We start from the raw sequence: 21,482 nt of genomic DNA, 5'->3' as shown, positions 1-21,482 counted from the left end.
TACGAGTATATTTGTGCATAAGGACAACCAATAAAATTTTGTTGATTAAAACCTTACGTAGGAAAGGCGGAATTCGCAGCCCCTGCGGCGCAAGGGACAGAGTAAACGACATTATCCGCTTATATAATCATGGGTTACAATCGCTGCGCCTTACTCGCACAGCGTCCTGGGCGGCAGAAACCGGGCAGAAATATTAACGAAACCCTCTAAAAAAGAGGGTCGGAAGCACAAAAAAAGCCCGGACCATGCCGGGCTTTTGAAGGATCAGGCTGCAATCTTCGCCTTGAGATTCTCCAGAATGTTCTGTGGCGAAGACACCTCGTAAGGGTCGCTTTCGCAATTGTCGGAATAGCCTTCTTCCTCGAACCACTGCTCGACGACGCCATCATTGATGATGGCGGCATAGCGCCAGGAGCGCATACCGAAGCCAAGATTATCCTTGGCCACCAGCATTCCCATCTTGCGGGTGAATTCACCCGAGCCATCGGGAATGACCTTGACGTTCTCCAGCGACTGACCCTTGGCCCAGGCATTCATCACAAAGGCATCGTTGACGGAGAGGCAATAAATCTCGTCGATGCCCATAGCGCGGAACTCAGGCGACAATCTTTCGAAATCCGGCAACTGATAGGTCGAGCATGTCGGCGTGAAGGCGCCGGGAAGCGAAAACAGAATGACCTTCTTGCCCTTGAAATAGTCGTCGGAGGTCATGTCCTGCCAGCGATAGGGATTGGGTCCGCCAACGGCTTCGTCGCGGACGCGCGTGCGGAAGGTAACGGCAGGCACTTTTTTACCGAGCATGGGTTTCTCCTGTACAAATGCGGCGTGAAGGGCTTGGGAACAGGTCACGCCTGAAACTGGGCTTGCGATACCGCAATTTCGTTTGCAGTGCAGCAAAAACATATGCCTGCAGGGCAGTCATGCACAGGCGGCAACGCTCCGAAGCCCGGAGAATTGCGCGATTCTTCACATTCTCCGGACCTAGCGGATTTCCGCACCGTCCCTGACCATGAGGGAATGGCCTAGAACAGGAAATATCTCTGCGCCATGGGCAGCACCGTTGCCGGTTCGCAGGTCAAAAGCTCCCCATCGGCCCGCACCTCATAGGTCTCAGGGTCGACATCGATGTGTGGCGTCAGCGAGTTGTGGATCATCGATGCCTTGGAAATGCCACCGCGCACATTGCGCACCGCCACCAGCTTCTTTGCAACGCCAAGCCGTTGCGCCAACCCGCCATCCAGCGATGCCTGCGACACGAAGGTGACAGAGGAATTGGTGCGCAGCTTGCCGTAAGCGGCAAACATAGGGCGGTAATGCATCGGCTGCGGCGTCGGGATCGAAGCGTTCGGATCGCCCATCGGTGCGGCAGCGATGGAGCCGCCCAAAAGCACCATCTCCGGCTTCACGCCAAAAAAGGCGGGGTTCCAGAGCACCAGATCGGCGCGCTTGCCGACTTCTATGGAGCCGATTTCATGCGAAACGCCGTGAGCAATAGCGGGGTTGATGGTGTATTTGGCGATGTAGCGGCGAACACGGAAATTGTCGTTCTCGCCCTTTTCGTCCTTAAGACGACCGCGCTGGCGCTTCATCTTGTCTGCCGTCTGCCAGGTGCGGATCGCCACCTCACCCACACGGCCCATGGCCTGGCTGTCGGAGGAGATGATCGAGAATGCGCCGATATCGTGCAGGATATCTTCTGCAGCAATCGTTTCCTTGCGGATGCGGCTTTCCGCAAAGGCGATGTCTTCCGGGATGGACGGCGACAGGTGATGGCAGACCATCAGCATGTCCAGATGTTCCGCCAGCGTATTTATGGTGTAGGGCCGCGTTGGATTGGTCGATGAGGGAATGACGTTGGGGTTTCCGCAAATCTTGATGATATCAGGCGCGTGGCCACCGCCTGCCCCTTCCGTATGAAAGGCGTGGATGGTGCGACCATTGATGGCCGCAACCGTATCTTCCACGAAGCCGCTTTCATTCAGCGTATCGGTGTGGATCATCACCTGCACGTCAAACGCATCGGCAACAGACAGGCAATTGTCTATGGCGGCCGGCGTCGTGCCCCAATCCTCATGAAGCTTCAAGGAGGATGCGCCCGCAAGGATCATTTCTTCCAGAGGCGCCGGCAGTGATGCATTGCCCTTGCCTGCCAGGGCAAGGTTCATCGGGAAAGCATCGAAGCTTTCAATCATTCTTTCAATGTGCCAGGCGCCCGTGCAGGTGGTGGCCAGCGTGCCATGGGCAGGACCGGAGCCGCCGCCAAGCATTGTGGTCACGCCGCTCATCAAGGCTTCTTCGATCTGCTGCGGGCAGATGAAATGGATATGGGCATCCATCCCGCCCGCCGTCAGGATCTTGCCTTCACCGGCAATCGCCTCCGTCGAGGGGCCAACGATAATGGTCACGCCCGGCTGCGTATCCGGGTTTCCAGCCTTGCCGATGGCGTGAATGCGTCCATCCTTCAAACCGACATCGGCTTTGTAGATACCGCTATGATCGACAATGACGACGTTGGTGATGACGGTATCGACAGCACCTTCCCCCCGCGTTGCCTGGCTTTGCCCCATGCCATCGCGAATGACCTTGCCGCCACCGAACTTGACCTCCTCGCCATAGGTCGTGAAATCCTTCTCAATCTCGATAAAGAGCTCGGTATCGGCAAGCCGCACCTTGTCGCCCACGGTGGGGCCAAACATGCTGGCATAGGACGCACGGGAAATCTTGTAAGGCATCGGCATCAGGCTCCCTGGAGGGCGGAGAAAAGAATGGGCGGTCGCGTCAGAAACCGTCCGAAAGCGTGCGAAGTTCTTCGGCGCGTTTTGTGCTCATATCGGCAAGGCAGGAGGAGACGAGCATCGGCTCCATCGAGCCGCCCCGCGCCTGAAAGCCCGCAACATCACAATTGGCATCGCGGAACGCGACCCATGCGCGTTGTGCTGCCACAAGTGCGTCGACGGCACCCTTGCTCGCGGCATCGGCGGACTTGTCCCACTCGCTCATCTTCTTGCGAAGCTGCTGGTAGGCAACATTCAACTCCTTGTCGGCCTTTTCATAATCGAGGGCAGCACATGCGTTCATGCCCCTCTGCGTCGAAGGTTCGGCACAATTGGGCTCTTCCTGAGCGACAGCGTCACGGCCGGCGAGCGAAAAGGAAGTGGCCGCACAGAAGACAAAAAGAGCGGAAAAAACATGACGCAGATGCTTGGCCGTCATCATCACAACTTACCCATCACGAGCTTGCGGAAGCCGTAGACTTCCCGCTTGCCCGAAAGCGGCACCAAAGTCACTTCGCGTTTCTGGCCGGGTTCGAAGCGAACCGCGGTTCCTGCCGGAATATCAAGGCGCATTCCGTGCGCCTTGGCGCGCTCGAAGATCAGGCCCGCATTGGTTTCGGCAAAGTGGTAATGGCTGCCAACCTGAACAGGCCTGTCGCCGCTATTGGCAACTTCAATGGTGATCGTTGGCTGACCGGCATTCAGCTCGATCTCACCTTCTGCGGCAATGACTTCACCTGGGATCATGGTCTTTTCCTTATCGTCACGCCGCTTTGATGGATGCGCAGCCATCGGCCTTCAGAACCCGCTTCGTGGAAGCCGGATTGTTAACCAGTTTGGCCGCCGGGCGAATGGGGCGTCGCACCAGTTCTCCGCCGCAGTTCGGGCACTTTCCATTGAGAATAGTGGTCGTGCAGTCGCTGCAAAACGTGCATTCGAAAGAACACATCATTGCATCGAGGCTATCAGGCGCAAGGTCCCTGTCGCAGCATTCGCAATTGGGGCGAAGTTCAAGTGCCATGGCGCGCTCCTAGCGGATGGGTTCGTGAACGGTCACCAGCTTCGTTCCATCAGGGAACGTCGCCTCGACCTGCACGTCGTGGATCATCTCGGCAATGCCCTCCATGACCTGATCACGGCTGATGACGTGGGCTCCCGCCTCCATCAGTTCTGACACAGCGCGACCGTCGCGTGCGCCCTCAACCACGAAATCGGTAATGAGAGCAATGGCTTCGGGATAGTTCAGCTTGACGCCACGCTCCAGACGCCGACGCGCCACCATGGCTGCCATGGAAATCAGAAGCTTGTCTTTTTCTCTGGGGGTGAGGTTCATTGTGGTCCCGTTTCAATCATCAGAGATTCCAGACTTTCGGCACTGGCGCGCCATTTCGCAAGAGCGAAATGATGGGAAACAGCATTTTTCTCATGGTGAATCCGTCCGGCGCAGACAGCCTTATGACAAGCTTTCCCTGCCACGCGCTGGCACCGCCGGAAAACCCGGCAATAGCCCGGATTTTAGGCATAAGTGCCTCCGCCAGGGGGCCGATATAAAGAAGCGTTGCGAAAGCGACCTGACCGGACAGGACGGGCTCCGACCTAGTCAATTCACCGATGTTTCCCTCCAGCCGCAGTTCTTCGGCGTGAACCAGCTTGCCGCCATGGCGAATGCGCCAGCGATCGCGAAACAGCCCCTCATGCATCGCCTCGCCCATGGCCTGACGGCCGAGCAGAACCGCTTCCACTGCGATGAATTCGGCGGATGCATCAATATCCGCTTCAAGTGAGCGGGTAAGCGACGCGCGATCAAAAAGGATGGTTTCCTGCGGTAGCCAGTGAAGCTTGGCAGCGGGGGCCGCAGATACGCGCGCTGTGACGGCGGCTGTACCGGCTGCTGCCTTGTAAATCTTCTCGCAGGCCTGGGTGGTCACCACGAGGGATGTTCCCTCGCCTGCATCGGCCTGCCATTCCAGCTCATCGCCGCCGGTCAAGCCGCCGGACGAGTTGATGAGAATGGCTTCCATCTCATTGGAAAACGTATCGGGAAGCCTGATCTTGGCGCAGCCTTCCTGAAACAATTGTTCCAGACGGCTGCGGCCAAGCACCGCTTTGGTTACAATGCGTCCGCTGCCTCGGGCGCGCTGCGGGCGGGGTTGTGGGATGCTTTGCTGGTCTGGCTGCACGTCGTCTCCGAAGCTTTGGCGGATGCGGAAGCGGGAACCGCCTTCACGGAGCAATCCGTCTTCGCAGTTGCGTCGACAACCATCTGCCCTTCCGTATTCTGGAAGAACTCCCACATTCTTTCCGCCGCATCAAGCCGCTGGACCGTATCGGTCGCAGGCATCTTGCGCTCGACGGCCTGCTGGACCTTGCCTGCTGCATCGCTGGATGGCTTGCGAATGATCGCCGCGGCAGAGGCGACAACCTCGGCCTTCATGGCGGCGCGCGGCCAGGCATGGTCCCAGGCATCGATGACGTAGGAATGGATGCGGGCGCCACTCTTGCAGACATCATAGGAATTGAAGGTGAAGGTATCGGTGGACTTGCTCTTGACCGCGCCCTTGCAGCCGTCGATCTCGGCCCAGCGCTTCAAGGCGGTCTCACCGCCATACTGCCAATAGGGCTTGCCGCCGCCCTGATAGGGGTTGGCGGGATCTTTCAACCCGGCAAAGGCGACGATGGAAAGTGGCTTTGCAGGTGTGCAGCTTTTTGCATCCGGCGCCCATTTTCCGGCGTCTTCCATGGGAAGGCCGGCGCGCAGCGATGCCACAAAACCGGCAGCCGCAAAGTCATTGGTGCCGTTGCACAGATATTGTGACAGCATACGCCCGCCGCCGGAATAACCGGAGCCGTAGAAGCGGGCCTCGTCCACACACAATGTGGATTTGACCATGCTGACGGCGTCACGGATAAAGGCAGGCTCGTTCAGACCACCGTCACGCTTGGTCACGCCGGGAACATTCCATGCATTCGTGCCGGGCAACTCGCCCTTGAGGCTACCTTGCAGCGCAACGACGACGACGCCCTCGCGCTCGCCCACCTTGTCCCAGCCGCTGCGGTCCAACTGGCCATTCGGGTTGCTGTTGCTGCCGTGGAAATCGAAAACGACAGGCATTTTCTTCTGACCGTCATAGGAAGACGGAACAAAATACACGCCGCTGCGTTGATTGCCTTCAGAGACCAGCGAAAACGCGTGTCTACCCGGTTCGATTGTCTGTCCGCAGGTTGACGCCAGCGCGGCGGCACTCGTGGCCGTAAGAATGGCAAAGCCCGCAATAAGAGTGCGAGCGGGACGGACAAACCGGGCAAGCCGGCCAGCTACAGTCGTAAAATTCATCGGCACGCCTTTATTGGCACAGTACCCCGACAGTATGCCGGAAAATTCGTGGAATGTAAGGGATCGACGGGAGCGACATGCAGATGGCCTCGCCATTGTGTCTTGCATGTTGCAGTTTCGTGCCAATAACACAGGCTTTTAATCAATGAAACGCTAAAATTGCGCATAAAAGCCATGCAGAGCTGCATGGCTTTCACAATTTTGCGAAGCTTTTCTCCATTCGTGAACAGGATACTCGCCTCTCAGACCGTCAGATGACGGCGGGCTTCGGGCATATCCAGCGTTTCCGCCACGCCCTCGTGAACGATCTCGCCACGGTCCATGATATAGACGTAATCGGCAAGCTCGCGGCAGAAATCCAGATATTGCTCCACCAGAAGGATCGCCATGCCGGTGGAGTCCCGCAGATATTTGATCGCCCTTCCGATGTCCTTGATGATCGATGGCTGGATGCCTTCCGTCGGTTCGTCCAGGACGAGGATCTGGGGGCGCGTCACCAGCGCGCGGCCAATCGCCAGCTGCTGCTGCTGCCCACCCGAAAGGTCTCCGCCCCGGCGCGACAGCATGGATTGCAGCACCGGGAACAGGCTGAAAATATCGTCTGGAATGAACCTGTCCTTGCGTGGCAGCGGCGCGTAGCCTGCCTGCAGGTTTTCCTGCACGGTCAAGAGCGGAAAGATCTCCCGGCCCTGCGGCACGTAACCCACGCCGCGCTTGGCCCGCTGGTAGGGCGCAAGTCCGTTCAAGGGTTCGCCACCGAAGGTAATCGTGCCGCTGCTCAGTGGATGCTGGCCGGTGACGGCGCGCAAGAGCGAGCTTTTTCCCACGCCATTGCGACCAAGGACGCAGGTGATCTTGCCCATCTGCGCATTGAGGGAAATCCCGCGCAGCGCCTGCGCTGCCCCATAGTGAAGATTGATGTTCTCGACGCTCAGCATGATGCAATCCTGTTTGATGACGTTCGCCGTGCAGCGAACCTAGCGCCCCAGATAATTTTCGATGACCTTTGGATCGCTGGACACGAAATCGATCGACCCTTCGGCAAGCACAGATCCTTCCGCCAGACACGTCACCTTGACGCCGAGGTCGCGGATGAAGCCCATGTCATGCTCCACGACCACCACGGAGCGGGTCTTGGCGATTTCCTTCAGCAGCACCGCAGTTTCTGCCGTTTCTGCATCCGTCATTCCCGCCACGGGCTCATCGACCAGCAGGAGCTTTGGCTCCTGTGCCAGCAGCATCCCGATCTCAAGCCACTGTTTCTGCCCATGGGACAGATTGGCGGCAAGATCATTTCGGCGGTGGCTAAGACGAACCGTGGCCAAGATCTCCTCGATACGGGTCTTGTCGTCTTCAGTCAGGCGATAGAACAGCGTTGCGAAGACGCCGCGCTTGCGGTTGAGCGCCAGTTCCAGATTGTCCCAGACCGTGTGGCTCTCAAACACCGTCGGCTTCTGGAACTTCCGGCCAATGCCCAACTGCGCGATATCGGCCTCGTCCTTTTTTGTCAGGTCGATGCTGTCTTCGAACAGCACCGTGCCGCTGTTGGGCCGGGTCTTGCCGGTGATGATATCCATCATCGTGGTCTTACCCGCCCCGTTGGGGCCAATGATGGCGCGAAGCTCACCCGGCTCGACCACGAAGGACAGGGAATTCAAAGCCTTGAAGCCATCGAAGGACACGGAGACGCCGTCCAGATAGAGCAGGCTTTTGGCTCTTTTTTCGGAGATCATGTTCATGGGCGCTACTCCGCAGCCTGTTGCGCCGCCTTGACGGCATCGTCATTTTCGGTCCGGCGCACCTTGTCCTTGGCCTCTTCCACCCGCTTTTCCCGGCGGCCTGCAAGATAATGCTGGACGGTGCCGACAATGCCCTTCGGGAAGAACAGCGTCACGGCAATGAAAAGACCACCCAGCGCAAAGAGCCAGAATTCCGGGAATGCGCCGGTAAAGTAGCTCTTGCCACCATTGACCAGCACCGCGCCAAGGATCGGCCCGATCAGGGTTCCGCGCCCGCCGACAGCGGTCCACACCACGACTTCGATTGAGTTGGCGGGAGAAAACTCGCCGGGATTGATGATGCCCACCTGCGGCACGAACAAGGCACCTGCGATACCGGCCATCATGGCCGAGACGACAAAGGTGAAAAGCTTGATGTTCTCGACCCGGAAGCCGAGGAAGCGCACGCGACTTTCCGCATCCCGCACACCCACCAGCACCTTGCCAAACTTGGAGTTGACGATGCCCGAGGCTATCAGCAGGCAGAGCGCCAGCATGATGGCTGTCATGGCAAACAGTACGGCGCGCGTGCCATCCGCCTGCACGGAAAAGCCAAGAATATCCTTGAAATCCGTCAGGCCGTTATTGCCGCCAAAGCCCATATCATTGCGGAAGAAGGCCAGCAGCAGCGCATAGGTCATGGCCTGCGTGATGATGGAGAGATAGACGCCGTTGACGCGGGAGCGAAAGGCGAACCAGCCGAAGACGAAGGCAAGCAGGCCCGGCACGACAAGAACCATCAGCATGGCAAACCAGAACATGTCGAAGCCATGCCAGAACCACGGCAGTTCCTTCCAGTTCAGAAACACCATGAAGTCGGGAAGGATCGGATGGCCATAGGTGCCCCGCGTGCCGATCTGGCGCATCAGATACATGCCCATGGCATAGCCACCGAGCGCAAAGAAGGCGGCATGGCCAAGCGAAAGAATGCCGCAATAGCCCCAGACGAGATCGAGCGCCAGCGCCAGAATGGCATAGGCCAGATACTTGCCGAGCATCGACATGATATAGGTGGGGATGCGAAATGGGCTGTCTGCGGGAAGCAGCAGGTTGGAAGCAGGCACGAGGACCGCGACGGCAAGGATGATGCCGATGGCGATGAGGATCCGGCGGTCGAGCGCCCGAAGGAGGAAGCCGGTAATCATGCTTCAATCGCCCTTCCCTTGAGTGCGAAGAGACCGCGCGGCCGCTTCTGGATGAACAGGATGATGAGAACGAGAACCAGGATCTTGCCAAGGACAGCACCGACGGTCGGCTCCAGGAACTTGTTGAGCACGCCGAGCGTCAGCGCGCCGACAAAGGTTCCCCAGAGATTGCCGACCCCGCCGAACACCACGACCATGAAGCTGTCGATGATGTAGGACTGGCCGAGATTGGGAGACACGTTATCGATCTGCGAGAGCGCCACACCCGCCAGCCCGGCAACGCCGGAGCCGAGCGCGAAGGTGAAAGCATCAACCCAGGGCGTGCGAATACCCATGGAAGACGCCATGCGCCTGTTCTGCGTCACCGCCCGCATTTGCAGACCGAAGGCGGAACGCTTCAGCAAAAGCAGAAGGGCAAAGAATACCGAGAGCGAGAAACAGACAATCCAGACGCGGTTCCAGGTGAAGTTGAGGTAGCCGACGCTGAACGATCCGGACATCCAGCTCGGATTGCCAACTTCGCGGTTGGTTGGCCCGAAGATGGAACGCACGCCCTGCTGCAGGATGAGAGAAATGCCCCATGTCGCGAGCAGCGTTTCGAGCGGACGCCCATAGAGAAAGCGGATAACCCCGCGCTCCATGACAAGACCGACCGCACCGGTGACCAGAAAGGCGACGGGCAGCGCAATCGCCAGCGACCAGTCGAACAGGCCGGGGTAGTTGGCGCGGATCACCTCCTGCACCATGAAGGTGGAATAGGCACCGATCATCACCATCTCACCATGGGCCATGTTGATGATGCCCATGACGCCGAAGGTAATGGCTAGGCCGATGGCGGCCAGCAGAAGCACGGAGCCGAGAGACAGGCCATACCAGATGTTCTGCGCGGCATCCCAAAGAGCCAGCGTGCTTTCAATATAGGCAATGGCAGCATCGATATCGGGTTTCAAGCTGGCATCGGTTACATTGCCGGCTGCCATGAGAATGCTGACACCACCACGCCCACCCAGGCTTTTGATGGTCTCTATAGCAGCGCGCTTTTCATCGACGGATCGATCTGACGCCAGCACGGAGACGGCCCGCGCTTCTTCCATACGCGTGCGCACCTGGCTGTCGGTTTCCTTGGCGAGTGCCGCTTCCAGCAATTGCAGGTTTTCCGCGCTCGGTGCTTTCAACACGGCATCGGCGGCAGCCAGGCGAACAGATTTGTCAGGGCTGAGCAATGTCAAGCCACCCAGAGCGGCACGAATAACACGGCGCAGGTTGTTGTTGACGCGGATCTTGGTAACCGCGGCTTTCGGTGCCTCACCCGCGCTCTCGCCTGTCAGGGGATCGACAAGCGTGAAATTGGCGCCAGCTGCCTTTGTCATGAAAACGCGATTGTCGGATTTGCGGACATAGAGATCGCCTTCCGCAAAGGCTTCGAGCGCAGGAACCACACGTGGATCGCCGGACGCTGCAATCTGGCCCGTCAACGTCTCGGCCTCCTTGAAGTCCGCCGTGCCAAGCGCGTCGACGAGCGCTTTAGGATCACTCTGCTGGGCAAAGGATGGAGCAGCGATGCCGAGCGCCAGCCACAGACACATGGCTCGAAGAAGAAATCGGATCGTCATGTCAGTTCCCCAATATACGAGACGGCGATGCATCAGTGCCTATGGTGACGCGGGAGTGGACAGCCCCTCTGCCTCTCCATCGTCATCCTCGGGCTTGACCCGAGGATCTGCTGCCGCTGCGGTGTGTTCCATCATCTCCGAGAGAACGCGGTTGCCGTTGATAGATCCTCGGGTCGAGCCCGAGGATAACGGAGAGTGAGGAGGTCATGTCAGTCAGGATGGTAGACCCCTCCCCGTTACGGAGAGGGGTCGAGAGGCGACATTACATGCCCTTGCCACCGCATTTGCCCGAGGCGACGTTGAAGTTGCCGCACTCCATGGGCTTGCGCCAATCGGAGATCAGGTCCTTGGAGTCAGGCAGGTAATCCGACCATTCGTCGCCGACGACCTGCGCGGTCTGCTGCACGATTTCGAACTGACCGTCAGACTGGATTTCGCCAATCAGAACCGGCTTGGTGATGTGGTGGTTCGGCATGACGGTCGAATAGCCGCCCGAGAGGTTTGGCACGGAAACGCCGATGATCGTATCCAGAACCTTGTCGGTCTCCGTCGTGCCAGCAGCTTCCACCGCCTTGACCCAAGCGTTGAAGCCAATATAGGCGGCTTCCATCGGGTCATTCGTCACGCGCTTGTCGTTCTTGGTGAAAGCGTGCCATTCCTTAATGAACTCGGCATTCACAGGGCTGTCGACAGACTGGAAGTAGTTCCAGGCGGCCAGGTGGCCGACCAGCGGGCCGGTATCGAGGCCCGCAAGCTCTTCTTCACCCACGGAGAAGGCGACGACTGGAATGTCTTCCGCCTTCACGCCCTGGTTTGCCAGTTCCTTATAGAAGGGAACGTTGGCGTCACCGTTGATGGTGGAAACGACAGCGGTCTTCTTGCCGGCAGAGCCGAATTTCTTGATGTCGGAGACGATGGTCTGCCAGTCGGAATGGCCGAATGGCGTGTAGTTGATCATGATGTCCTCTTCCTTGACGCCCTTCGACATCAGGTAGGCTTTCAGGATCTTGTTGGTTGTCTGCGGGTAGACATAGTCCGTACCCGCCAGAACCCAGCGCTCGACGCCTTCGGTGCTGGCAAGGTAATCGACAGCGGGAATGGCCTGCTGGTTGGGGGCTGCACCGGTATAGAAGATGTTGCGCGAGGATTCTTCGCCCTCATACTGCACGGGATAGAAGAGGATGGAGTTCAGCTCTTCAAAGACAGGCAGAACGGATTTGCGCGAGGACGATGTCCAGCAACCGAAGACGGCTGCGACCTTATCTTGGCTGATCAGCTGGCGAGCCTTTTCCGCAAAGAGCGGCCAGTCGGAGGCCGGATCGACAACAACGGCTTCGAGCTTCTTGCCGAGAACGCCGCCCTTCTTGTTCTGCTCCTCGATCAGCATCAACATCGCGTCTTTCAGAGTTGTCTCGGAAATCGCCATGGTGCCGGACAAGGAATGCAGAACGCCGACCTTGATTGTATCGTCAGCGGCAAACGCACCGTGGAATGCTGTGGTAGACAAGATGGCACCGAGCAAAGCGCCAGAAAGCATGTTCTTGAAAGTCATCGGAAGGACCCCTCTCCTGTTCAGCCTCTATGGGCTCAGCGATTATTTTACCGCTGCTGGAGGGGACTATCGGTCTCGCATCCGCAAAACCGTATACGTCAATTGACGTAGGTGGGGTGGCGAAACAGGAACGCCAGCTTGTTCACTATTGATTTGGGCAGACTACCAACCGCCGCGATGCCGCACTCAGTTGTGTGGCTTGTCCGGATCGCAGGTGTCGAGAATGGCTTGCTGATGATACCAGCTGTCGAAATCGACATGCGTCTTGGGCGTGGAGATCGACTGGCCGGTCGTTACGGTCACATTGCGCATGCCTTTGAAGCCTGCACGGCCACCGACAGGGAATTGATAGATTGTGGCACTCTCCAAATGCGGTTCACTTCTCATGACATTCACTCTCTCGTTGAATAGCCAGCATTGTTGCCTCAACCCAAATATACGCCCAAATACGCCGAAAAACACCCCTCCTGATTAAAAAAATATCACAACGCCTATTTTTTAGGCGTCATATAATCTTCATGGTGCAAAGAACAGTCTTTATGCAGATATCGAGCGAAACTCCGAAATTTTCGCATGAAAAATACGTTTCCGAAAAGAAACGGCATCATTTTTGACCAAAAATTGTCTATGCCCTGCCAAAAGCATCGGAAATGCTTAGGTTTTTCAAAAATGCACCTCGCGACATTTCCGATATTTCTGACCTCAAATCACCCATTCGCTTGAAAAAAAGACGGCGCCCGGTCGTTGCCACGCCAAACTGGCACGGGGAATGCTTCTAAAGGGACAGCACTTGAAAGCGAGGGCAGTTCACAGGGCTGTTTGTTCGCAAAGGGAATATCAAGGCTTCGCATCTTAACCTATGAGAGGTTCGTAATGACTAAGTTCAAACTCGAGTACATCTGGCTGGATGGTTACAAGCCGGTAGCAAACCTGCGCGGCAAGACCCAGATCAAGGAATTCGATGAATTCCCAACGCTCGAGCAGCTGCCACTCTGGGGCTTTGACGGCTCCTCCACGCAGCAGGCCGAAGGCCACAGCTCCGATTGCGTTCTCAAGCCCGTCGCGATCTATCCTGACCCGGCCCGCACAAATGGCGCGCTCGTCATGTGTGAAGTCATGATGCCGGATGGCGTGACACCGCATCCATCCAACAGCCGCGCGACCATTCTCGACGACGAAGGTGCATGGTTCGGCTTCGAGCAGGAATACTTCTTCTACGAAGATGGCCGTCCGCTCGGCTTCCCTGAGCAGGGCTACCCCGCTCCACAGGGTCCATATTACACAGGCGTCGGCTACAAGAATGTCGGCTCCATCGCTCGCGAAATCGTTGAAGAGCATCTCGACCTCTGCCTAGAAGCAGGCATCAACCACGAAGGCATCAATGCCGAAGTGGCCAAGGGTCAGTGGGAATTCCAGGTGTTCGGCAAGGGCTCCAAGAGCGCTGCCGACCAGATCTGGATCGCGCGTTACCTGCTTCTGCGCCTTTGCGAAAAGTACGGCATCGACGTCGAATTCCATTGCAAGCCACTCGGCGATACCGACTGGAACGGCTCTGGCATGCACTGCAACTTCTCCACCAAGTTCATGCGCGAAGTTGGCGGCAAGGAGTATTTCGAAGCGCTCATGGCTGCCTTCGAAAAGAACTGGAAAGAGCACATCGACGTTTACGGCCCAGACAACCATCTGCGTCTGACCGGCAAGCACGAAACCGCTCCTTGGAACAAGTTCTCCTACGGCATTGCTGACCGTGGCGCATCAATCCGCGTTCCACATTCCTTCGTCAACAACGGCTACAAGGGTTACCTTGAAGACCGTCGTCCGAACAGCCAGGGCTGCCCATACCAAATCGCTTCTGTTGTTCTGAAGACGATCTCGGAAGTGCCGCTCTCGCAGTCGGCTGCTGCCTGATAATACCGATGGCGTCGCTCGATCCGGGCGACGCCATTTTTCTATCCCGCGACGAGGCTATGGAAACCACGCATGGCCGCACGGCAACGCATCATCCCCGTCAGGCGCGAATATAATCGCTGGGTCGCCAACCAGACGCTTGAAGATTACGCGCTGCGCTTCACAGCCAAGAGCGCCCGACAGTTCTCGTCCAGCCGCATTTCCCACACCGCCATCGGCGCCATCTCTTTTCTTGCGCTGGAAGCCATCGGCGGCGCCATCACCCTCTCTTACGGCACAACCAACGCGTTTCTCGCCATTCTCGTCGCCTCCGCCGTCATGCTGGCTGTCGGCGTGCCGATCAGCCGCTATGCCATCCGCTACGGCGTCGATATCGACCTTCTGACCCGCGGCGCAAGCTTCGGTTATATCGGCTCCACCATCACATCGCTGATCTACGCCGCCTTCACCTTCATGCTGTTTGCCATTGAGGCATCCATCATGTCCGGCGCACTGGAACTGGCACTCGGCATACCCCTATGGATCGGCTACATCATTTCCGCCGTCATGGTCATTCCGCTGGTTACCCATGGTGTTAGGCTCATCAGCCGGTTCCAGATCATCACCCAGCCCTTCTGGATCGTGCTCAACATCCTGCCCTTCATCTTCATCGCTTTTCTGGATTGGGAGAAGTTCGATCTGTGGCGCGCCTTTGCCGGGATTCACCACGCGTCCGGTCCTGCGGGGACGATGGCTGATTTCAATCTGGTCCAATTTGGCGCGGCCTCTGCCGTCATACTGGCGCTGATGTCGCAGATCGGCGAGCAGGTGGATTTCCTTCGCTTTCTGCCAGCCGAGGGAAAGCTGAAGCTTAGGCATCGCTTTGCCGTATTTCTCGCCGGTGCGGGCTGGGTCCTCGTCGGTGTGCCCAAGCTTCTGGCGGGGTCGTTCCTTGTCGTCCTGACCTTCAGCTCAGGCGTGCCGGTAGATCGCGCAGCCGATCCCTCGCAGATGTATCTGACGGCCTTTGGCTACATGATACCCAATGAAAACGCCGCCCTGCTGCTGATGGTCGCCTTTGTCGTCGTCTCGCAGCTGAAGATCAACGTCATGAATGCCTATGCCGGGTCGCTGGCATGGTCGAATTTCTTCTCCCGCCTCACCCACAGCCACCCGGGCCGTGTCGTCTGGCTGGTATTCAACGTGCTGATTGCGCTGCTGCTGATGGAACTCGGCATCTACCGGCTGCTGGAAGAAACGCTGGGCATCTTCTCCATCATCGCCATGGCGTGGCTCTGCACCATCTCGGCTGATCTTTTCATCAACAAGCCGCTCGGCCTTGCGCCACCCGGCATCGAATTCAAGCGGGCGCATCTCTACGATATCAACCCGGTTGGCGTTGGCACCATGACGCTGGCCGCAACAATCGCGCTTACGGCACATTTCGGCATGTTCGGTGCCATCGCCGCCTCGCTCGCACCCTATCTGACCTTGCTCGTTGCCTTCACCGTCTCTCCGTTGATCGCCTGGGGCACAAAGGGAAAATTCTATCTGGCCCGCAAGCCACGGCAAAAATGGGCACAGGAAATCAGCATCACCTGCTCCATCTGCGAACATCCCTTCGAACCCGAGGACATGGCATGGTGCCCGGCCTATGCCGCGCCCATCTGTTCCCTCTGCTGCTCGCTGGACAGCCGCTGCCACGATATGTGCAAACCCAAGGCAAAGCTGAACTACCAGGTGGCAACCGTTGCCCGCTCCTTTCTCCCGGATGACCTCGTAGCCAGGCTGGCGACACGGCTTGGCCGTTACGCCATGTCGGCGGCACTTGCCATCATCGTGCTTGGGGCAACGCTGGCGCTGATCGCCCATCAGGTGGGGGCTGCCTCCCCCGCCACGGTGGATGTGGTCAATCGCACCATCCTCGCGGTCTTCTTCGTCTTCGCCGTGATAGCGGGTATCGTCTGTTGGTTTCTGGTTCTCGCCCATGACAGCCGGGTGGTGGCGGAAGAGGAATCCTCACGCCAGAACACGCTTCTTTTGAAGGAAATCGCCGCGCATAAGAAGACCGATGCGGCGCTGCAGCACGCCAAGGACACGGCGGAAGCTGCCAACCGCGCAAAGAGCCGCTATGTCGTCGGTCTCAGCCATGAATTGCGAACGCCGCTCAATGCCGTCCTCGGCTACGCCCAGATTCTGGAGCGTGACGACACCATCCCGCAGCCCCGCCAATCGGCAATCAAGGTCATCCGACGCTCCGCCGATCACCTCTCCGGGCTCATCGACGGGCTGCTGGACATATCCAAGATCGAGGCAGGCCGTCTGCAGGTCTATTCCAACGAAATCAACATTCAGGATTTTCTCGACCAGATCCTCGATCTCTTCCGTCCGCAGGCGCAGGCAAAGGGGCTGGAGCTGAAGCACACCCGCACGCGAGCGCTTCCACAATATGTCCGCACTGATGAAAAGCGCCTGCGGCAAATTCTCGTCAATCTTCTGTCAAACGCCATCAAGTTTACCGATGCAGGCGAAGTTCGTTTCGATGTGGCCTATCGCAGTCAGGTCGCGACCTTCACCATTTCCGATACCGGACGCGGCATTGCCGAAAAGGATCTGAGCCGGATCTACGAACCGTTTCAGCGCGGCGAGGCCGAAAGCATACGCCCCATGCCAGGGCTGGGCCTCGGGCTCACCATCACCCAGCTACTGACCAACACACTGGGCGGTGAAATCTCCGTTGTCAGTGAAAAGGACAAGGGCTCCACCTTCAAGATACGGCTGATGTTGTCTGCTGTGGACCGTCCCAGCACGGCACCGGCACCGCAAAAGACCATCGTGTCCTATTCCGGCCCGCGCAGGACCATCGTCGTTGTCGATGACAATGAGGACCATCGTGAACTGATGCGGGAGGTTCTGAGCCCGCTCGATTTCGTCGTGCTGACCGCGCAGGGCGGACCGGATTGCCTGGCTCTGATCGAGGGCGTCAAGCCGGACCTTTTCCTCATCGACATTTCCATGCCCGGCATGAGTGGCTGGCAACTTGTCACAAAACTGCGCGAGGCGGGCCAGACCGCGCCGCTGATCATGCTTTCTGCCAATATCGGCGATGGCTCCATTGCCGGTGCGGGCGAGGACAACCACAACGACACAATTGCAAAGCCTGTCGATATCCGCCAGCTGTGCGACAAGCTGGCGGTCCATCTTGGCCTGACATGGGTCTATGATACCGATGTCGTCGTGCCGGCCAAAAACCCGACGGCAGAAATGACCTCACCGGGGCCATCCCACGTCAAGGATTTGCGCCAATTGGGCGAAATCGGTTATATAAGGGGCATCGAGGCAAAACTGGCCGATCTCGCCAACACCCCGAAAAACCTTGCCTTTACGGAAAAGCTGAGCACCTATGTCCAGGTATTCGACATGGCGGGCTACGCAGATTTTCTCAGCCAGTTCGATAGCCCGGACACCATCAAAAAGGACAGTCAGCCATGAGCGTACCGTCTGCCGCGCTGGCGAAAGATATCGTGCTTCTGGTGGATGACAGCCCGGATGCGCTGGGCTTTCTGACTGATGCGCTTGAGCAGTCCGGCTTTTCCGTCCTGATCGCAACGTCGGGCCAGTCTGCCCTCAACATTGCCGAACGCATCACCCCCGACATCATCCTGCTGGATGCCGTCATGCCCGCCATGGATGGATTTGAAACCTGCATCCGGCTGAAATCCAATGCGGCGATCACGCAGGTCCCTGTCATTTTCATGACGGGGCTGACGGAAACCGAACATGTGGTCAGGGCACTTGGCTCCGGTGGCGTCGACTACCTGACCAAACCGATCAATATCGACGAGCTGCGCGCCCGTATTCGCGTTCACCTCTCCAATGCCCGGTCAGCCCAAAGCGCACGGGTCGCATTGGACGCAGCAGGCCGACATTTGCTGGCGGTGCGCGCCAATGGCGCCATTCACTGGTCCACGCCGCAGGCAACGCGGCTGGTCAATGCCGCAACCGGTCGCGATGACGGGCTTGATATGGTCTCTGTCCATATTTCAAAATGGCTGGCAGACCGCGGCAATGATGCACTTCGCGATGCACCGCTGACGATACAGCCGGCGGACGGGGCGATGTTGCAACTGACGTTTCTCGGCGCGATGGGGCCAGACGAGCATCTGTTTCGTCTGACAGCTGCCAGCGACAAGTCAGCCGACGCGCTGCTGCGGCAACATTTTGCCCTCACCGTGCGCGAATCCGAAGTGCTGCTGTGGATTGCAAAGGGAAAGGCCAACCGGGATATCGCCGATATTCTCGGGCTGTCCGCAAGAACGGTCAACAAGCATCTGGAGCAGATATACGTCAAGCTCGGCGTGGAAAACCGCGCCTCAGCAGCCGTGAAGGCAGCGCATATCCTGCACGACACATAAAAAAACGGGCGCATAAACAGCGCCCGCCTTTTTCATTACGAAATGCCGGTTTTAGCGGCAGATACGCGTTTCCTTCACGACCACGCGACCGTGATGATGCGTGCGCACCTTCTTGACAAAGCAATCGCGGGCAACGCGGTGGTGGCGCGGGCGGTACTCTTCGCGCATAGGCGTACGTACCTTCTGCGTCGTGGTGACCGTTACGGTTTCAGCGTAGGATGGCGCGGAAAAGGTGAAGAAGGAAGAAACGGCGATGAGGGAAGAGATGAGGATGGTTTTCATGGATGAGACCTTTTGTTTGGGTTGCTGACAAACGCGTGATCTCGCCAAGGGTTCCAACTCCAAATATTAATCCTGCGTAATATTGCCACGCTCAAAAAGCACTTGGCGTACAATAGTATAGGAGGCTGGATATGAGACACAGGGCAGACAATCTGGTCATCCTTTCCGGCTGCTCGGGTGGTGGCAAATCCACCCTTCTGGCAGAGCTTTCCAGGCGCGGTCATGCAACCGTCGAGGAGCCCGGTCGTCGCATCGTCAGGCAGGAAACGTCAGGTCAGGGTACGGCCCTTCCCTGGATCGATATGGAAGCATTTGCCCGTCGCGCCGTCGCCATGTCCCTTGGAGATCGCGAAAATGCGCCTGCGACAGGCTGGGTGTTTTTTGATCGGGGCTTGGTGGACGCAGCCTCTGCCCTACACGCTGTGGCCGCAGACGGGCTGCTTCATGAGTTGAAGAACAGCCACCGCTACAACAGCCGCGTCTTCCTGACACCGCCATGGCCTGAAATCTATGTCTCCGATGGAGAGCGTCAGCATGATTTCAGCGCCGCCCTTGCGGAGTACGAACGGTTGCTCCGCGATTACCATGCTCTTTCCTATGACCCCGTGGTGCTTCCGAAAGTCAGTGTCAGCGAGCGTGCGAATCTGATACTGGAAATGCTGGGCTGAGCCAGGATCAGCGCGCCTGAAGCAGCTGCGATACGGTCACCAATTCCAAGCCTTTCTGGCGCAATCCGTCTATGATCAGCGGCAGGGCCTGACGCGATACATCACGGCTGCGATACATCACATGCAACAGAATGATCGAGCCGCTCTTCGCGTGATCGATGACGTGTTTGGCAAGGACCTCGGGGTTACCGGCGAGGTCGGGATAGGATTCCGGCTCCACATCCCACATGATTGTCTTTCTGCCATGCTGCGAAAGATACCAGGGCAGGCTCACAAGTTTCTTGCCGAAGGGCGGGCGAAACAGGATCTCGCCCTCATAGCCTGCGGCACGGATGGCCGCATCGGTACGCTCCACCTCGTCCTTGACGCTGGCGGGGCCCATGAAGGCCATGTTCGCATGGCTATAGGAATGGTTGCCGATCTCATGGCCCGCATTGACGATCATCCTCGTCTGCGCCAGATTTTCACCCGCCTCCTTCCCAGTGAGAAAAAAGGTTGCCTTGGCATCTCTCTCCCTAAGGATTGCCAGGACATCATTGGTAAAGCGTGCCGATGGTCCATCATCAAGCGTCAGAGCGACAAGTGGCCTGGCGGTCTCAACCCTTGCGACCATCTCGCCGAACAACTGGGATGTGCGGGATTTGCTATAGAGATGAAGGCCGAACAAGCCGACGGACAGGAGAATGACAACAATGAGGGCAGCGGCATAACGCCAGAACATGAATGCCACCTTTGATTGCATGATCGATGGTCATTTGTTGCGGGCTTTGTTGGCAGTATTGTGGCACCTGCTCAGGGGCCAAGAAAAAGCCCGGCATCTCTGCCGGGCTCCTCATCGTCCATTTCGCGGGGATTACATGCCCTGCTGGAAGTAGCTGTACTTGCCGTCCGGGCCCTTCTTCCACTCGTACATGACGTAGCCTGGAAGCTTCGGGTCGCCCTTTTCGTCGAAGGAGAGTTCGCCGAGAACGGTGGAGAACTTGCCCTTCTTCATGGCGGCAGCAACGGCTTCAGGATCGAGCGAGCCTGCGTCCTTTGCAGCAGCAGCGATGGTCTGTACGGCAGCGTAGGAGTAAAGCGTGTAAGCTTCAGGGTTGAAGCCAGCAGCCTTGAACTTGGCAACCAGATCCTTGTTGGCAGGGTTGATGGTTGGATCAGGACCGAAGGTGTTCAGCGTGCCTTCAACCGCGTCGCCAGCGATGGAGGCAAGTTCGTTGGAAACGATGCCGTCACCGGAAACGAGCTTGGCCTTCAGACCCTGGTCGGCAGCCTGGCGGATGATGAGGCCAGCTTCGGTGTGGAGACCACCCCAATAGATGACCGATACGCCAGCTTCCTTCATCTTCGCGATGAGGGCCGAGAAGTCCTTGTCGCCGACGTTTACGCCTTCGTAGATGGCTTCCTTGACGCCTGCAGCGTTTGCAGCCTTCTTGGTTTCATCGGCAAGACCCTGTCCGTAAGGTGTCTTGTCATGAATGATGGCAACCTTGGCATCCTTGAAGTTGTCGGCAAGATACTTGCCGGCAATGCCGCCCTGCTGGTCATCACGGCCACAGGTGCGGAATGTGTTCCACAGGCCGCGTTCGGTGAAGACCGGGTTGGTCGCCGCTGGCGTGATTTCGAGAATGCCGTTTTCAGCGTAGACTTCGGAGGCAGGAATGGAAACGCCGGAGTTGAAGTGACCGACGACAAACTTGACGCCGTCAGCAACGAACTTGTTGGCAACCGAGATGCCCTGCTTCGGGTCGGATACGTCGTCGCCGAGTACGATCTTGATCTGTTCACCGTTGATGCCGCCGGCAGCGTTGATGTCTGCCGCAGCCTGCTCAGCACCCTTCTGGAGCTGTGCGCCGAAAGCCGCATTCGGGCCGGTCAGCGGGCCGCCAACGCCGACAAGAATGTCAGCCCAGGCAGAACCACTGAAGGCGACCATTGCGGTCAGCGCAACTGCGGAAAGAAGAGACTTCTTCATTATATTACTCCCAGTTCCATGGTTGGGTTGATTATCCCTGCCTGCTCAGCACCCACCTTAAC

General features: G+C 57.9%; 21 protein-coding genes. 4 read left to right on the top strand and 17 right to left on the bottom strand.

Annotated elements, in window-relative coordinates; genetic code table 11:
* Positions 1 to 264: 264 nt before the first annotated feature.
* The 14 genes from ASF69_RS02215 to ASF69_RS02155 form a co-directional block, all read right to left on the bottom strand.
* On the bottom strand, positions 265 to 801 hold the full coding sequence (locus ASF69_RS02215) for a peroxiredoxin (RefSeq protein WP_062584883.1): 537 nt from the start codon (positions 799 to 801) through the stop codon (positions 265 to 267).
* A 221-nt stretch (positions 802 to 1,022) separates the two neighbouring features.
* Positions 1,023 to 2,732, bottom strand: coding sequence for an urease subunit alpha (gene ureC, locus ASF69_RS02210; RefSeq protein ID WP_062585599.1), 1,710 nt, complete (start codon positions 2,730 to 2,732; stop codon positions 1,023 to 1,025).
* A gap of 46 nt (positions 2,733 to 2,778) precedes the next feature.
* Positions 2,779 to 3,216, bottom strand: a complete 438-nt coding sequence (locus ASF69_RS02205) for a lysozyme inhibitor LprI family protein (protein WP_062584881.1) — start codon at positions 3,214 to 3,216, stop codon at positions 2,779 to 2,781.
* Entirely contained in the window at positions 3,216 to 3,521 is a 306-nt protein-coding gene (locus ASF69_RS02200; protein ID WP_062585597.1) for an urease subunit beta, read from the bottom strand. Before ASF69_RS02200 ends, ASF69_RS02205 begins: the two co-directional genes overlap by 1 nt.
* Positions 3,522 to 3,537: 16 nt before the next feature.
* Positions 3,538 to 3,795, bottom strand: a complete 258-nt coding sequence (locus ASF69_RS22665; RefSeq protein ID WP_082469597.1) for a DUF1272 domain-containing protein — start codon at positions 3,793 to 3,795, stop codon at positions 3,538 to 3,540.
* Positions 3,796 to 3,804: 9 nt separating this feature from the next.
* Positions 3,805 to 4,107 carry an urease subunit gamma gene (locus ASF69_RS02195; RefSeq protein WP_062584880.1) on the bottom strand — a complete coding sequence of 101 codons (303 nt, stop codon included), beginning with the start codon at positions 4,105 to 4,107 and terminating at the stop codon, positions 3,805 to 3,807.
* A gap of 19 nt (positions 4,108 to 4,126) precedes the next feature.
* Positions 4,127 to 4,933: an urease accessory protein UreD gene (locus ASF69_RS02190; RefSeq protein ID WP_200939029.1), complete on the bottom strand. Its 807-nt coding sequence runs from the start codon at positions 4,931 to 4,933 to the stop codon at positions 4,127 to 4,129.
* Complete coding sequence (locus ASF69_RS02185) at positions 4,885 to 6,108, bottom strand: polyhydroxybutyrate depolymerase (RefSeq protein WP_062584876.1); 1,224 nt, start codon at positions 6,106 to 6,108, stop codon at positions 4,885 to 4,887. The genes ASF69_RS02190 and ASF69_RS02185 overlap by 49 nt, the downstream gene beginning before the upstream one ends.
* Before the next feature lie 242 nt (positions 6,109 to 6,350).
* Complete coding sequence (urtE, locus tag ASF69_RS02180) at positions 6,351 to 7,046, bottom strand: urea ABC transporter ATP-binding subunit UrtE (protein ID WP_062584875.1); 696 nt, start codon at positions 7,044 to 7,046, stop codon at positions 6,351 to 6,353.
* A gap of 39 nt (positions 7,047 to 7,085) precedes the next feature.
* Complete coding sequence (gene urtD / locus ASF69_RS02175) at positions 7,086 to 7,841, bottom strand: urea ABC transporter ATP-binding protein UrtD (protein WP_062585595.1); 756 nt, start codon at positions 7,839 to 7,841, stop codon at positions 7,086 to 7,088.
* An 11-nt stretch (positions 7,842 to 7,852) separates the two neighbouring features.
* Positions 7,853 to 9,031, bottom strand: a complete 1,179-nt coding sequence (urtC, locus tag ASF69_RS02170; RefSeq protein ID WP_062584872.1) for an urea ABC transporter permease subunit UrtC — start codon at positions 9,029 to 9,031, stop codon at positions 7,853 to 7,855.
* Entirely contained in the window at positions 9,028 to 10,644 is a 1,617-nt protein-coding gene (gene urtB / locus ASF69_RS02165; RefSeq protein WP_062584870.1) for an urea ABC transporter permease subunit UrtB, read from the bottom strand. Before urtB ends, urtC begins: the two co-directional genes overlap by 4 nt.
* Before the next feature lie 262 nt (positions 10,645 to 10,906).
* Positions 10,907 to 12,196, bottom strand: a complete 1,290-nt coding sequence (gene urtA / locus ASF69_RS02160) for an urea ABC transporter substrate-binding protein (RefSeq protein WP_062584868.1) — start codon at positions 12,194 to 12,196, stop codon at positions 10,907 to 10,909.
* A gap of 186 nt (positions 12,197 to 12,382) precedes the next feature.
* Complete coding sequence (locus ASF69_RS02155) at positions 12,383 to 12,583, bottom strand: DUF2735 domain-containing protein (protein WP_082469596.1); 201 nt, start codon at positions 12,581 to 12,583, stop codon at positions 12,383 to 12,385.
* Positions 12,584 to 13,069: 486 nt separating this feature from the next.
* Between ASF69_RS02155 and ASF69_RS02150 the strand changes: the two genes are divergently transcribed.
* The 3 genes from ASF69_RS02150 (at position 13,070) to ASF69_RS02140 (ending at position 18,498) form a co-directional block, all read left to right on the top strand.
* Positions 13,070 to 14,104 carry a glutamine synthetase beta-grasp domain-containing protein gene (locus tag ASF69_RS02150; RefSeq protein WP_062584866.1) on the top strand — a complete coding sequence of 345 codons (1,035 nt, stop codon included), beginning with the start codon at positions 13,070 to 13,072 and terminating at the stop codon, positions 14,102 to 14,104.
* 72 nt (positions 14,105 to 14,176) lie between these two features.
* Positions 14,177 to 17,575, top strand: coding sequence for an ATP-binding protein (locus ASF69_RS02145; RefSeq protein ID WP_062584865.1), 3,399 nt, complete (start codon positions 14,177 to 14,179; stop codon positions 17,573 to 17,575).
* Entirely contained in the window at positions 17,572 to 18,498 is a 927-nt protein-coding gene (locus ASF69_RS02140; protein WP_062584863.1) for a DNA-binding response regulator, read from the top strand. Before ASF69_RS02145 ends, ASF69_RS02140 begins: the two co-directional genes overlap by 4 nt.
* Before the next feature lie 51 nt (positions 18,499 to 18,549).
* Here ASF69_RS02140 and ASF69_RS02135 read toward each other — a convergent pair whose 3' ends face one another.
* Positions 18,550 to 18,780 (bottom strand): hypothetical protein, encoded by a 231-nt coding sequence (locus ASF69_RS02135; RefSeq protein ID WP_062584861.1) that lies wholly within the window; start codon positions 18,778 to 18,780, stop codon positions 18,550 to 18,552.
* A gap of 131 nt (positions 18,781 to 18,911) precedes the next feature.
* On the opposite strand from ASF69_RS02135, the gene ASF69_RS02130 reads away from it, so the two are divergent.
* Positions 18,912 to 19,448: an AAA family ATPase gene (locus ASF69_RS02130; protein ID WP_062584859.1), complete on the top strand. Its 537-nt coding sequence runs from the start codon at positions 18,912 to 18,914 to the stop codon at positions 19,446 to 19,448.
* 7 nt (positions 19,449 to 19,455) lie between these two features.
* Here the strand turns inward: ASF69_RS02130 and ASF69_RS02125 are convergent, their stop codons facing one another.
* Positions 19,456 to 20,169 (bottom strand): polysaccharide deacetylase family protein, encoded by a 714-nt coding sequence (locus ASF69_RS02125; RefSeq protein ID WP_062585594.1) that lies wholly within the window; start codon positions 20,167 to 20,169, stop codon positions 19,456 to 19,458.
* Between the two features lie 132 nt (positions 20,170 to 20,301).
* A complete protein-coding gene (locus ASF69_RS02120; protein ID WP_062584856.1) occupies positions 20,302 to 21,420 on the bottom strand; it encodes a branched-chain amino acid ABC transporter substrate-binding protein in 1,119 nt (372 codons plus the stop codon).
* Positions 21,421 to 21,482: the final 62 nt, after the last annotated feature.

It is taken from the genome of Rhizobium sp. Leaf311, from assembly GCF_001423445.1.
In the GTDB taxonomy this organism is placed as follows: domain Bacteria; phylum Pseudomonadota; class Alphaproteobacteria; order Rhizobiales; family Rhizobiaceae; genus Agrobacterium.
The sequence above is the reverse complement of the archived record's forward strand: the minus strand, read 5'-3'. Positions and strand labels throughout refer to the sequence as shown.